This window comes from Streptomyces sp. NBC_01013 (assembly GCF_045162765.1).
Classification (GTDB): Bacteria; Actinomycetota; Actinomycetes; order Streptomycetales; family Streptomycetaceae; genus Streptomyces.
In genome coordinates, this window is the sequence record NZ_CP108687.1 from 1,357,071 (window position 1) to 1,369,744 (window position 12,674).

A 12,674-nucleotide genomic window follows, 5' to 3' on the forward strand; every position below is an offset into this window, starting at 1 on the left:
TCAGCCCGCGAGCACGACCGTGCGCGCCGCCGAGAAGTCACCCCACTTGCCGTCCGGCAGCTTGGCGCGGATCTTCATCGAGTGACGGGTGCCGCGCGGCTCGCTCAGGGTCAGCCGGTAACTCGCCCGGCCGGCGGGCGGTTCGCCGCCCCAGACGATCGTGGTGGTCAGCCTGCCGTCCAGGTAGAGCTGGTAGGCGGGTATCTTGCCCCCGGTCTCCGGCTGCTTCCAGTCCAGGTCGACCGCGTACTCCTTGCCCTGCGCGCTGCTCGTGATCCGCAGATCCGTGGGGGCGGTGCTCGCGGGTGCGCCGGGGACGGCCGCGGTGGTGAGGTCGACGGTGTTGCTGTCCGACGACGAGGTGTCGGCCGCGTCGCGGGCGCGGACGGTGAAGGTGTAGATGGTGCCGGGGCGCAGTCCGGTCAGCCGCGCCGTGGTCTGCGCGGCGGGCACGCTGTGGATGCGGGAGCCCTCCTGGTAGATGTCGTACGCGGTGACGCCGACGTCGTCCGTGGAGCCGCCCCAGGACAGGGTCGCGGCCCGGCCGCCGTCCGCCTTGCCGCGCAGTTTCACCGGCCGAGTGGGGGCCTCGTGGTCGGCGGGGGTCGGCGCGGGAGTGGTGAGGGCTGCGGCGGTGCTCGGCTCGGAGAGGTTTCCGGCAGCGTCCCTGGCCCGGACGGTGAAGGTGTACGCGGTCGACGCGGTCAGCCCGTCGACGTCGGTCATCACCTTCGACGCCGGGACGGACTTGGCCTTCCTTCCTTCGCGGTAGACCTCGTACCCGGTGACGGCCGTGTCGTCGGTGGACGGCTCCCACATGACGTGCGCGGACGTGGCGCTGCTCGCCTGGGCGGTCACCCCCTGCGGCGCGGTCGGTTTTCCGGTGTCGACCTCGGCGTTCTTGCCGCAGGCGGTGAGGGTGGCGAGGAGCAGGGCGGCGGAGCAGGCAAACGCGGCGGTTGCGTGGGGGCGTTGCACGGTGGTGCCTTCCATCCGACAGCAATGGTCCAGACCTGTATCGCATGGCACGGGGGCCGCCGACAAGGGGCGGAGCGGGAGCCTTCCGCAATCTGCCGATCTGCACCGCCGGCCGGCCGCCTGACGTACCGTCGGCGGATGCTGTGCGTACGAGGAGTGGTGCTGCCCGAACGCGAGGAGCGTTCCTTCCTGGTCGACGGAGAGGTGCTCCGGGCCGGGGCACCGCCGGGGGGTTTCGCGGGCCGGCATGCCGAGATGGTCGTGGACGGCGGCTGGCTGCTGCCCGGACTGGTCGACGTGCACACCCACCCCGGGGCCACGGAGCCGGGCACCCCCTTCGACGAGGACCTGCTGCGCGAGCAGTTGGGCGAGCACCGGGACGCCGGCGTGCTCGCGGTGCGCACGCCGGGGACCGCCGGGCGGATACCCGCGTGGGTGGGCAGTGATCCGGCTCTGCCGCGGGTCACCTCGGCGGGGCGGTGGCTGGCCACGCCCGGCAGGTTCTTCCCCGGATTCGGCCGGGACGTTGCCGAGGGCGACCTCGTGCGGGCGGCGCTGGAGGAGGCTGCCGCCTCGTCCGGGTGGTGCAAGGTCATCGGCGACTGGCGCGCGGACGAACCCGCGCTGCCCCTCGCGCTGCTGACCGAGGTGGTCGCCGCCGTGCACGCGGCCGGCGGCAAGGTGGCGGTGCACTGCCAGACCGCCGAGGGCACCCGCAACGCGGTGCTGGCGGGGGCCGACGGCCTGGAGCACGGGATGCATCTGGATCCCGCGCTGCTGGACCGGATGGCCGCGCAGGGCACCGCGTTCGTACCGACGCTGGGTGCGTTCGGCGTGAAGGCCGACGCAATGCGGGCGCGGGAGCCGAGCGTGCGGCGGGATCTGTGGCTGGCCGGCTGGGACACCATGTTCGGCAACGTCCGGGCCGCGCACGAGGCGGGCGTCACGGTGCTGGCCGGCACGGACTCGTTCCCCTGCGGAACGGTCGCGGGCGAGGCGGCCTGGCTGCGGCGAGCCGGCCTGTCCGCCGAGGCGGCTCTCGGCGCGGCGTCCTGGACGGCCCGGGCCTGGCTGGGGCTTCCCGGCCTGGCGGACGGGGCTCCCGCCGACCTCGTCGCGTACGCCACCGATCCCACCGCCGATCCGGCGGCACTCGATCACCCCAGCAGGGTCATTCTGCGGGGACGCGTGGTGCGCTGAGCGATGAGTCCGGGGCGTTCCGGCAGTCTGCACAGGTATGGATACGCAGACGAACCCATCGCCCCTCCTCGACCTCGAACCCGCGGCCCGGCAGATCGCCGGGATGCTCGACACCATCGACGATGCCCGGCTGTCCGGCCCGACCCCCTGCCCCGACGTCACAGTGGGCGCGATGCTCGCCCATGTCGAAGGGCTGGCCGTGGCGTTCCGTGACGCCGCACGCAAGGAGCTGGGCGCCACCACCGACACGGCACCCTCGGTGGAGTCGGGGGTGCTGACCGACGGATGGCGCAGCACGCTGCCCACCGCACTCGACGAGATGGTGGCTGCCTGGCGCTCCCCGGACGCCTGGCAGGGCATGACCCGGGCAGGGAGTGTGGACCTGCCCGGCGAGGTGGCCGGCATGGTCGCACTCAATGAGCTGGTGCTGCACGGCTGGGACCTGGCGAGGTCCACCGGGCAGCCGTACCGGGCCGAGGAGGCGCATCTGCGGACCTCGATGGCGCTGCTCGCCGACCTGGGCGACAACCCTCCGGCCACCTCCCCGTTCGGGCCGCCGGTCCCTGTCCCCGACGACGCGCCCCTGCTGGACCGGGCGGTCGCCCGCAGCGGCCGGCGCCCGGACTGGCAGCCGGGGAGCTGATCCAGCGGGCGCCCCCGCCGCCGGCGGTGCCCCGGGGCGGGCCCGTCAGCTCGTGAAGAACTCCGTGATCTGCTGGGCGACCTGGTCGGCATGGACCTCGTGCAGCCGGTGGCCGCCGCCGAGCGTGATGAGGTGGCAGTCCGGGATCAGCGAGGCCATGTCCTGGAGGCGGGCCTGCGGCATGGTGCTGGCCGGGCCGCCGGCCAGCATCAGCGTCGGGGCCACGATCTCCCCGAGGCCCTCCGCCCAGGCCGGGTCGGGGTCGGCCACCTGGGTCCGCACGGCCGCGAGCACGGCCTCGTCGTAGTCGACCGGTCCTTCGGGGGGCACGGCGGGGCCCGCCGCGCCGGGGAACGGCGGCGGGGTCTCCACCAGGACCAGTCGCTCCACCCGGTCCGCGTGCTCCTGGGCCACGAGGTGGGCGACGACCCCGCCCATGTCGTGGCCGACCAGGCCGACCCGGTCGATCTCGCACGCGTCCAGGAAGCCGAGGACGTCGTCCCGCATCAGCTCGAAGTCGTACTCGTCCGGCCAGTCGCTCTCGCCGTGACCTCGCAGGTCGAGGGCGTACACCCGCCATTCCTGACCGAGCAGACTCCCGGCCGCCTCCCAGTTCGCGGAGGAATCGCCGAGGCCGTGCAGCAGCAGCACGGGCGAGCCGAACGGGTCGCCCCAGGTCCGGTACGCCAGACGTACATCGCCGACATCCACAACAGACTGATCATCCATACCCCTGACGCTACAGCCGAATGAGCGAAGATCATTCCCACGGCCTGGCAGGCTGGAAAGGTGAAGCTCACCGCGCGTTCTCCAGTCGTCACCCTCATCGCTCTCGTCCTGGCCGTCGCGGCACCCTCCGGCTGTGCGGGGGTGGGTACGGGCAACTCCTCGGGCAAGGGGGCCTCCGGTGCCGGACTGGACGATCCGGCGAAGAAGGACATCGCCATGCGCCTGGTCTCCAGCGCGGAGAACTCGACCCTGGACTGGAAGGCCCAGTACGGCTACATCGAGGACATCCGTGACGGCCGCGGCTACACGGCCGGCATCATCGGCTTCTGCTCGGGCACCGGCGACATGCTGAGCGTGGTCAGGCGCTACACGAAGGCCCGGCCCGGAAATCCGCTGGAGCGGTTCCTGCCCGCCCTGCGCGCGGTGAAGGGGACCGACGCGCACACCGGACTCGGCCGTCCGTTCACCGAGGCATGGTCGAGGGCCGCCGGTGACGCGGCGTTCCGCAGGGCCCAGGACACCGAGCGGGACCGGTCGTACTTCGATCCCGCGGTCAGACAGGCGAAGAAGGACGGGCTGGGCACGCTGGGCCAGTTCATCTACTACGACGCCTATGTGATGCACGGGGCCGGTGACACCGCGGGCAGCGTCGGATTCCGGACGATCCGCAGCCAGGCACTCGACGACGACCGGACGCCCACGGACGGCGGCGAGGAGGGGACGTACCTCGACGCCTTCCTCGACGCGCGGGTCGCGGCGATCCGCAAGGAGCCCTCGCACAGCGACACCAGCCGGGTCGAGACGGCCCAGCGGGTGTTCGTACACGAGGGCAACTTCGGTCTGGAGACACCGCTGGAGTGGAAGGTGTACGGCGACAGCTACCGGATCAAGGGGCCGGGCGGTTCGTAAACCCATGATCGACAGGCGCGCGAGGCATTGGCCGCGCGATCTGTGTACGCCGGTGCAAACCACATGTGACCTGTGCTTTCGCTGCCCCGGCACAGACACCCGCGACCCGTGACCCGTCGGCCGGCCGGCCCGTTGAGGCGGGCGGACGGTCCACGCGTCGTGGGCCGGATCACTGAGGAGCTTGCGACATGATGAAGAAGATTCTGCTGGCCGCGGCCATGCTGACCGCCGGTCTCGGTCTGGCCGTCTCCCCCGCCGCCCAGGCCGCGCCGAGCACGGTGACGGCGCACAGCGTCGAGGCGGCGCCGACCCTGGTCTGCACGGTCAACGACAACGGAGTGAACTTCCGCGGCGGGCCGGGGACGGACTACCCCGTGCTGGGCCAGGTGAACCGGGGCCAGAACCTCGACTACCGCGGCCAGCAGGGCAATTGGGTGATGGGTAACCTGTGGGGCGGACCCACGGGTGTCTGGATCCACGTGGCCTATCTGGACTGCTGACCCGGCACTACCTGCCCCGCACCACGCGCCCTTACGGCCCGGTGCGGGGCTTTCGTACGTCCGGTCCGAACCGAACTCGCACGTGTCGCAGGGGTGTACGACCGTCGTTCGACTCTGATAGGAAAGCTTCCTAACAGAATCATCGGAACGACGAACTCCCTTGGAGGACTGGTGCACGCTCCCCACAAGCGCACCGTACGTCGCAGCAACCGATCCGTGCGCGTCGCACTCGTCGCGCTCGGTCTGACCCTCACGGCGATCCCCGCCACCGCCTTCGCAGGCACCACATCCGCCCCCACGGCGGTTCACCACCAGGAGGCAGCCGCGACCGGGCTCGACGATCCGGCGAAGAAGGACATCGCCATGCAACTGGTCTCCAGCGCGGAGAACTCCTCACTGGACTGGAAGGGGCAGTACGGCTACATCGAGGACATCGACGACGGCCGCGGCTACACGGCCGGCATCATCGGTTTCTGTTCCGGCACCGGCGACATGCTCGACCTGGTGGAGCTGTACACGGAGCGGGAGCCGGACAACGTCCTCGCCGAGTACCTGCCGGCCCTGCGCGATGTGGACGGCACCGACTCGCACGACGGCCTCGACCCCGGGTTCAGCGAGGCCTGGGAGGCGGCTGCCGGTGATCCGGCGTTCCAGCAGGCCCAGAACGACGAGCGCGACCGGGTGTACTTCGACCCGGCGGTCAGCCGGGGCAAGAGCGACGGGCTGGGCACGCTCGGCCAGTTCGCGTACTACGACGCCATCGTGATGCACGGCGACGGCGGCGACAGTACGAGCTTCGGGTCCATCCGCAAGCGCGCTCTCGCGCAGGCGAAGCCGCCGGCCCAGGGCGGCGACGAGGTCACGTACCTCAACGCATTCCTCGACGCGCGGGTCTGGGCCATGCAGCAGGAGGAGGCCCACTCGGACACCAGCCGGGTGGACACCGCCCAGCGGGTCTTCCTGGACGAAGGCAATCTGAACCTGGATCCGCCGCTCGACTGGAAGGTGTACGGCGACAGCTTCCACATCGGCTGACACCCGGGGCCTGCAACGGTTGTGGCGCGTACGGCCGCCCTCGCGGGCGATGGCGTACGCGCCACAACGTTTTGGCAGGCCGTCAGTGCGCCCCCACCGGGGCAGCGCTGACCGGATCGCGGTCCTGGGCCTCCGCTTCGGGCTGGGCGTCGTCCGGCTTCCGGCCCAGGTGGTTGAAGGCCACGTTGAGGACGATCGCCACGACGCACCCGGTCGAGATCCCCGAATCGAGGACGACGAGCAGGTCCTTCGGGAAGGCGTGGTAGAACTCCGGCGCAGCGATCGGGATCAGCCCGATACCCACGGCGGCCGCCACGATCAGCGCGTTCTCGCCCTTCTCCAGTGCGGCGGCGGCCAGCGTCTGGATGCCGCTCGCCGCGACCGAGCCGAAGAGCACGATGCCCGCCCCGCCCAGCACCGGCAGCGGCACCAGCGCGATGACGGACGCGGCCACCGGGCACAGACCGAGCAGAATGAGGATGCCGCCGCCCGCGGCGACGACGAAGCGGCTGCGGACCTTCGTCATCGCCACCAGACCGATGTTCTGGGCGAAGGCGCTGCACATGAAGCCGTTGAACAGCGGGCTGAGGGCACTTCCCAGCGTGTCGGCGCGCAGACCGCCCTCGATGGTCCGCTCGTCGGCCGGCCGGTCGACGATCTTGCCGAGGGCGAGCATGTCCGCGGTCGACTCGGTCATGCAGACCAGCATCACGATGCACATGGAGACGATCGCGGCGATCTCGAACTGCGGCGCCCCGAAGTGGAACGGCGTGGGGAAGCCGACGACATCGGCCTCCTTGATCGCTCCGAAGTCGGTGATGCCGACCGGTATCGCGATGAGCGTGCCGATGACGAGCCCGAGCAGGATCGCGATCTGCTGGAGGAAGCCGCGCAGCAGTTTCCTCAGGGCCAGGACGATCACCAGGGTGACCGCCGCCATCGTGATGTTGGTGGTGGAGCCGTAGTCGTCGGCCGTGGCGTTGCCGCCCTGGGACCAGTTGAAGGCGACCGGCAGCAGGGAGACACCGATGAGGGTGATGACCGTGCCGGTGACGACGGGCGGGAAGAAGCGGACCAGCTTGCAGAAGTAGGGGGCGAGGACGAAGCCGAGGAGGCTGGCGACGATGATCGCGCCGAAGATCACGGCGATGCCGTCGTGTCCGCGGTCCTTGCCGATCGCCACCATCGGCGTCACCCCGGCGAACGAGACACCGTTGACGAACGGCAGCCGGGCGCCTATTCGCCAGAAGCCGAGCGTCTGGAGCAGGGTGGCTATGCCCGCGGTGAACAGGCTCGCCCCCATCAGGAAGGCGGTCTCCTTGGGGGTGAGGCCCACGGCGGGTCCCACGATCATCGGCGGGGCCACCACACCCGCGTACATGGCGGCCACGTGCTGCAGACCGCTGGTGAACATCTTCAGTGGGGGGAGCGTCTCCTCGACCGGATGTTTCCGGTCGGACGGGGCCGTTTCCGGCCGGCCGTCCGGGTCGGGTGCTGCACTTGCGTCGTTGCGAAACCTGGGCGTAGCTGCCACGGCGGTTCCTCCGGTCGGGTACACGTCTGCGGCGACGTGGGTATCAGGGAGGTGGTGCCGGAGCCGGTCCGGAGGACCGGGCCCCGTGTGGTGCGTTGATGCAGGTGGGGCAGGTCGTGCAGCTGGTGCGGCAGCTTATTCACCGGTACGGGAGGTACGTACCTCTGGGTACGCGCCTCCCGGACCGGCTGCCGTGGACCCCGCTCGGGTCCACGGCGGCCGGCCGAGGGCCGTCCCCCTCGGCCGGCCGGTATCGGGGCGCCGGAAGCCGTCAGGCTCCGGCGGCGATCTGCGCGAGGCGGCGGGCCTCGTCGCGGGTGGCACGGGCGATGGCGTCCTCGTCCACGGTGGTCAGGCGGTGGGATTCGACGACCGGCTTGCCGTTGACGAGGGAGAGCGTGACGGGGGCGGCGGCACCGAAGACCAGGGCGGTCACCGGGTCGGCGATGGAAGCGTGGGCGAGGGTGTCCATCTTCCAGAGCACGAGGTCGGCGAGCTTGCCGGGTTCCAGGGAGCCGATCTGGTCCGCGCGTCCGAGGACCTCGGCGCCGCCGTACGTGCCCAGGCGCAGGGCCTGACGGGCGTTCAGGGCGCGTTCGCGGTGGGGTCCGAGGCGGTTGATGAGGAGGGCGTTGCGCAGTTCGGTGTGGAGTTCGCCGGACTCGTTGGAGGCGGTGCCGTCGACGCCGAGACCGACCGGGACGCCCGCGGCCAGCATGTCCGGGACCCGGGCGATGCCTGCGGCGAGGCGGGCGTTGGAGGACGGGCAGTGCGCGACGCCGGTACCGGTACGGGCGAAGGCGGCGATGTCGGAGTCGTTCATGTGGACGCAGTGCGCCATCCACACATCGTCACCGAGCCAGCCGGTCGACTCGAAGTAGTCGGTCGGGCCCATGCCGAACAACTCGTGGCAGAACTTCTCCTCCTCCACCGTCTCGGAACCGTGCGTGTGCAGCCGGACCCCGCGCCGCCTCGCCAACTCAGCCCCCTGCCGCATCAGTTCGGTGGACACGGAGAACGGGGAGCAGGGTGCGACGGCGATCTGGGTCATGGCGTCGAAGGCGGTGTCGTGGTGCGCGTCGATCGTCGCCTCGGTGGCGGCCAGCGCGCCTTCGAGGGTCTCCACGGCGAAGTCCGGCGGCAGCCCGCCGTCCTTCTCGCTGCGGTCCATCGAACCGCGCGCGAGCGTGAACCGTACGCCCACGTCACGGGCGGCGCCGATGATCGCACCGGACAGGTCGCCGGAGCCCTTCGGGTAGACGTAGTGGTGGTCCATGGCGGTGGTGACGCCGCCGCGCGCCATCATGGCCAGTGAGCCCTGAGCGGCGGCACGGGCCATCGGCTCGTCGATGCGCGCCCAGGTCGGGTACAGCGCGACCAGCCAGTCGAAGAGGTTGTGGTCGGTGGCCAGACCGCGGGTGATCCACTGGTAGAAGTGGTGGTGCGTGTTGATCAGACCGGGCGTGACGAGGTGCCCGGTGCCGTCGATGCGCCGTACGACGTTCTCCAGGCCCTCCGGTGCCCGGCCCGCGCCGACGGACTCGATGCGGTTGCCCGCGACGACGACATGGCCCGCGGCGTACTCGGTGTCGTCGGCGTCGACGGTCGCGATCGAGCAGTTCTCGATGACGATGCGTTCCACTCGGTCGGCTGCCGGTGCTGCCATGGTGCTTCCTTCTCTCATCAGCGATGTGGGCACGGCAGGACCCTAGGAGGATTTGAGTGCCACGGCCGTGCGGCCGTGGGTGCCGAGGTGGTGGAAGAACAGGTTGAGCAGGACCGCGACAAGCGCACCGGCGCTGATGCCGGAGCCCAGGACGGTCTGTGCCCAGGACGGGAATCCCGCGTAGAAGCCGGGCGCGGCGAGCGGGATGATGCCTGCGCCGAGCGCCACGGCGACCAGGATGATGTTGGAACTGTCGTCGAGTCCGGCCTCGGAGAGCGTACGGATGCCGCTGACTGCGATGGAGCCGAACAGGACGATGCCGGCGCCGCCGAGCACGGGCATCGGGACGAGCGAGACGACCGCGCCGAGGACCGGGAAGACGCCGAGGACCAGCAGGGCGCCGCCCGCGGCCGCGACGACGTACCGGCTGCGCACCTTCGTCAGCGACACCACGCCGACGTTCTGCGCGAACGCACTGGTGGGGAATCCGCCGAAGACCGGTCCGGCCAGGGTGGCCAGGCCGTCGGTGCGCAGTCCGCGGGTGATGGTCCGCCCGTCGGTGCGCCGGTCGCAGATCTCGCCGAGCGCGAGCATTCCGGCGGACGACTCGGTCATCAGGACGAGCATCACGATGCAGAGCGAGAGGATCGCCGCGGGCTGGAACTCCGGCGCCCCGAAGGCGAAGGGGGTGGGCAGAGCCGCGACCGGCGCCGACCGGATCGCGGAGAAGTCGGCGAGCCCGAACGGCACGGCGGCCAGGGTTCCAACCAACAGACCTATGAGCAGGGCCACTTGACGGAAGAAGCCCCTGCCGAAGCGCTGGACGAGCAGGATGACGACGAGGGTGAAGGACGCCAGGGCGAGGTACTTCATGGCGCCGAAGTCGGCGGCCGTTCTGTCGCCTCCCTGGGCCCAGGAGACCGGGACCGGCATCAGGGTGACACCGATGAGGGTGATGACGACGCCCGTGACGAGCGGCGGGAAGAAGCGGAGCAGTCTGCCGAAGAACGGGCCGACGGCCAGGCAGAAGATACCTGCGACGAGCACCGCCCCGTAGATGGCGGGTAGTTGGTGGCCGGGAGCAGTGGTCTCGGCGATGGCGAGCATCGGCGCGATGCCCGCGGACGAGGCGGCGTTGACGAACGGCAGCCGGTTGCCGGCGAAACCACCGATGCCGAGCGTCTGGACGATGGTGGCGCAGCCGGCGATCAGCAGGCTCGCCGCAATCAGCCGGGTCATACCCGCCTGGTCGAGACCGACGGCCTGGCCGATGATGAGCGGTGGAGTGACGACACCCGCGTACATGGCGGCGATGTGCTGGAGCGCGGCGGGGACGAGCCGCGACGGGGCAGGCTTCTCGTCCACCGGGTGGACCGGGCTCCGAGGCGGGGTGGGACATGGGCCTTCTGCTTCTGCGGGCCCAAGTGCTGGCTGTGCCATGGGAATTCCCTCCGGCCCGGCCGGTTCCCGTCCGCTGTGGACGGACGGGAACCGGCACGGCGCCGCGTCAGAGGTTGGTCATGTCGACCGGGATCTGCGGCTCGACTCCGTCCCGCAGTACGGTGGCCTCGATGAGCCCGTACGGACGGTCGGCCGCGAAGTAGACCTCGTTGTCGTTCTTGAGGCCGAACGGCTCCAGGTCCACCAGGAAGTGGTGGTTGTTCGGCAGCGAGAACCGGATCTCGTCGATCTCGCTGCGGCTGTTGATGATGCGCGAACCCATCTGGTACAGCGTCTGCTGGAGCGAGAGGGAGTACGTCTCGGCGAAGGCCTGGAGCATGTGCTTGCGCGCCTGCTCGTAGGACTTCTCCCAGTTCGGCATCCGCTGCTCGTCGTCGGTCCAGTTGTAGCGCCAGCGGGCGGAGACGTCGGTGGCCAGGATGCGGTCGTACGCCTCCTTGAGCGTCGTGTACCTGTCCTTGACGTAACCCCAGAACTCGGAGTTGGTCGAGTTCATCACGGTCAGGTCCTTGAGCCCGGAGACGACCTGCCACTTCTCGCCGTCGAAGGTGATCTGGCTGGTGCGGATCTCCTGGTTCTTGCGGACGAAGGAGTGCTTGACCTCGTCGGAACCGATGAACTGCGAGTTGCCGTCGGAGGTGGCGATGCGCTCCCAGGCGTACTCCTCGATCCGGATCCGCGCGGTCCTGATCGGCTCCTGCGACGTCACGAAGTGACGGGCGAGGTGGATGCCGAACTGCTCGGCGGACTCGATGCCGTGCTCCTTGGCGAAGGCGAACACCGTGTTCTTGGTGGTGTCCGTGGGCAGCACGTTGGCGTTGGAGCCGGAGTAGTGCACGTCGTCCATGTCGCCGGAGAGGGCGACCGAGACGTTCAGGTCCTTGATGTGGTGGGTGTCGCCGTCCCTCGTGATCTTGACGACGCGGTTCTCTGCTTTGCCGTACTGGTTCTGGCCGAGAATCGTGGGCATGTGTCTGCTAGCTCCCTCGGTATACGGAGTAGCCGAACGGGTTGAGCAGCAGCGGTACGTGATAGTGCTCGCCCGGGGTGACGGCGAACGTGATCGCCACCTCCGGGAAGAACGCGCCGCTGTCCCTTACGCGGGGGGCGTCCTGCTGCGCCTCGGCTTGCTTCTTGCGGGCGAAGTACGACTCGGTCTCGAAGTCGAGCCGTACGTGGGTGGTGCCTTCCGGCAGGGCCGGCAGGTCCTTGCAGCGTCCGTCCGCATCGGTCGCGGATCCTCCGAGCGCCACCCACTGCGCGTCACTGCCCGAGCGGGCGGCGAGCGCGATGGCGACGGCTGCGGCGGGCCGGCCGGTGCTGGTGTCCAGGATGTGGGTGGACACCGATGCGGTGGCGAAGGTGCTCAAGACCTTCACTCTCCTTCTTCTGCTGGCTCCTACGAGCCTTCCGTGACGAGACGGGTGAGGCGGATGCGGTTGATCTTGCCCAGTTCGGTGCGCACGATGGCGCGTTCCTGCTCGGGCGTGTTCCCGGTCCGGGACTTCACCGCGTCGCGCATCTGCTCACCGGTGGCTCCGGTGGCGCAGATCAGGAAGACATGTCCGAACCGCTCCTGGTAGGCCAGGTTGAGTGCGAGCATCTCGGCCTTGAGCTCCTCGGTGGCGCCGGCCATCCCCCGCTGTTCGCGGGAGGAGGCCGGGTCCCCGGGCTTCGGGCGGCCGATCGGCGGGTGACCGGCCATGGCCTCGGCCAGGTCCTGCGCGTCGAGTGCCGCCGTGGCGGTGTCGCTCGCGGAGAGCAGGGCTTCGGCGGTGGCGTACGGGCGGTGGGAGAGGATCGCTCTTCCCCAGGCCGCACTGGCACAGACCTCGTGCAGCTCGGTGGCCGCCTCGTCGTCCGCCAGGGTGTTGAACCGGGTGAGGCCCGGCGTGGAGCTCGAAGTCACGGGAGCCTCCGTGGCTGTTTTCGCTGTGCGTTGGTCGGGCTGCGGATAGCTAACGCCCTCCACAACACCACGTCAACACTTTGTTGAAATTCCGTTCACGTAAAAGGCCG

General features: G+C 70.1%; 13 protein-coding genes. 5 read left to right on the forward strand and 8 right to left on the reverse strand.

Annotated features, from left to right (window positions below; genetic code table 11):
* A complete protein-coding gene (locus OG538_RS05845; protein WP_406090827.1) occupies positions 1 to 993 on the reverse strand; it encodes a fibronectin type III domain-containing protein in 993 nt (330 codons plus the stop codon).
* A gap of 123 nt (positions 994 to 1,116) precedes the next feature.
* On the opposite strand from OG538_RS05845, the gene OG538_RS05850 reads away from it, so the two are divergent.
* Positions 1,117 to 2,178, forward strand: a complete 1,062-nt coding sequence (locus OG538_RS05850; protein ID WP_406090829.1) for an amidohydrolase family protein — start codon at positions 1,117 to 1,119, stop codon at positions 2,176 to 2,178.
* 37 nt (positions 2,179 to 2,215) lie between these two features.
* Positions 2,216 to 2,821, forward strand: coding sequence for a TIGR03086 family metal-binding protein (locus tag OG538_RS05855; RefSeq protein ID WP_406090831.1), 606 nt, complete (start codon positions 2,216 to 2,218; stop codon positions 2,819 to 2,821).
* A 45-nt stretch (positions 2,822 to 2,866) separates the two neighbouring features.
* Here OG538_RS05855 and OG538_RS05860 read toward each other — a convergent pair whose 3' ends face one another.
* On the reverse strand, positions 2,867 to 3,550 hold the full coding sequence (locus OG538_RS05860) for an alpha/beta fold hydrolase (RefSeq protein WP_406090833.1): 684 nt from the start codon (positions 3,548 to 3,550) through the stop codon (positions 2,867 to 2,869).
* Between the two features lie 60 nt (positions 3,551 to 3,610).
* On the opposite strand from OG538_RS05860, the gene OG538_RS05865 reads away from it, so the two are divergent.
* The 3 genes from OG538_RS05865 to OG538_RS05875 all read left to right on the forward strand — a co-directional run bounded on the left by OG538_RS05865 (position 3,611) and on the right by OG538_RS05875 (position 5,994).
* Entirely contained in the window at positions 3,611 to 4,459 is an 849-nt protein-coding gene (locus OG538_RS05865; RefSeq protein WP_406090835.1) for a chitosanase, read from the forward strand.
* Between the two features lie 188 nt (positions 4,460 to 4,647).
* Positions 4,648 to 4,959, forward strand: coding sequence for an SH3 domain-containing protein (locus OG538_RS05870; protein WP_406090837.1), 312 nt, complete (start codon positions 4,648 to 4,650; stop codon positions 4,957 to 4,959).
* Positions 4,960 to 5,130: 171 nt separating this feature from the next.
* A complete protein-coding gene (locus tag OG538_RS05875; RefSeq protein ID WP_406090839.1) occupies positions 5,131 to 5,994 on the forward strand; it encodes a chitosanase in 864 nt (287 codons plus the stop codon).
* 82 nt (positions 5,995 to 6,076) lie between these two features.
* Here OG538_RS05875 and OG538_RS05880 read toward each other — a convergent pair whose 3' ends face one another.
* The 6 genes from OG538_RS05880 to uraD form a co-directional block, all read right to left on the reverse strand.
* Positions 6,077 to 7,528, reverse strand: a complete 1,452-nt coding sequence (locus tag OG538_RS05880) for a nucleobase:cation symporter-2 family protein (RefSeq protein WP_406090841.1) — start codon at positions 7,526 to 7,528, stop codon at positions 6,077 to 6,079.
* Positions 7,529 to 7,799: 271 nt separating this feature from the next.
* Positions 7,800 to 9,194: an 8-oxoguanine deaminase gene (locus OG538_RS05885; RefSeq protein WP_406090843.1), complete on the reverse strand. Its 1,395-nt coding sequence runs from the start codon at positions 9,192 to 9,194 to the stop codon at positions 7,800 to 7,802.
* 42 nt (positions 9,195 to 9,236) lie between these two features.
* Positions 9,237 to 10,634: a nucleobase:cation symporter-2 family protein gene (locus tag OG538_RS05890; protein WP_406090845.1), complete on the reverse strand. Its 1,398-nt coding sequence runs from the start codon at positions 10,632 to 10,634 to the stop codon at positions 9,237 to 9,239.
* 67 nt (positions 10,635 to 10,701) lie between these two features.
* Positions 10,702 to 11,625: a factor-independent urate hydroxylase gene (pucL, locus tag OG538_RS05895; protein ID WP_406090847.1), complete on the reverse strand. Its 924-nt coding sequence runs from the start codon at positions 11,623 to 11,625 to the stop codon at positions 10,702 to 10,704.
* Positions 11,626 to 11,632: 7 nt separating this feature from the next.
* Entirely contained in the window at positions 11,633 to 12,025 is a 393-nt protein-coding gene (uraH, locus tag OG538_RS05900) for a hydroxyisourate hydrolase (protein WP_406090849.1), read from the reverse strand.
* A 29-nt stretch (positions 12,026 to 12,054) separates the two neighbouring features.
* Complete coding sequence (uraD, locus tag OG538_RS05905; RefSeq protein WP_406090851.1) at positions 12,055 to 12,564, reverse strand: 2-oxo-4-hydroxy-4-carboxy-5-ureidoimidazoline decarboxylase; 510 nt, start codon at positions 12,562 to 12,564, stop codon at positions 12,055 to 12,057.
* Positions 12,565 to 12,674 lie beyond the last annotated feature (110 nt).

Excerpts from the sequence above, each read along its gene's own strand:
- OG538_RS05845 (WP_406090827.1), bottom strand. The coding sequence starts at position 993 with ATGGAAGGCACCACCGTGCAACGCCCCCACGCAACCGCCGCGTTTGCC.
- OG538_RS05850 (WP_406090829.1), top strand. The coding sequence starts at position 1,117 with ATGCTGTGCGTACGAGGAGTGGTGCTGCCCGAACGCGAGGAGCGTTCC.
- OG538_RS05855 (WP_406090831.1), top strand. The coding sequence starts at position 2,216 with ATGGATACGCAGACGAACCCATCGCCCCTCCTCGACCTCGAACCCGCG.
- OG538_RS05860 (WP_406090833.1), bottom strand. The coding sequence starts at position 3,550 with ATGGATGATCAGTCTGTTGTGGATGTCGGCGATGTACGTCTGGCGTAC.
- OG538_RS05870 (WP_406090837.1), top strand. The coding sequence starts at position 4,648 with ATGATGAAGAAGATTCTGCTGGCCGCGGCCATGCTGACCGCCGGTCTC.
- OG538_RS05885 (WP_406090843.1), bottom strand. The coding sequence starts at position 9,194 with ATGGCAGCACCGGCAGCCGACCGAGTGGAACGCATCGTCATCGAGAAC.
- OG538_RS05890 (WP_406090845.1), bottom strand. The coding sequence starts at position 10,634 with ATGGCACAGCCAGCACTTGGGCCCGCAGAAGCAGAAGGCCCATGTCCC.
- pucL (WP_406090847.1), bottom strand. The coding sequence starts at position 11,625 with ATGCCCACGATTCTCGGCCAGAACCAGTACGGCAAAGCAGAGAACCGC.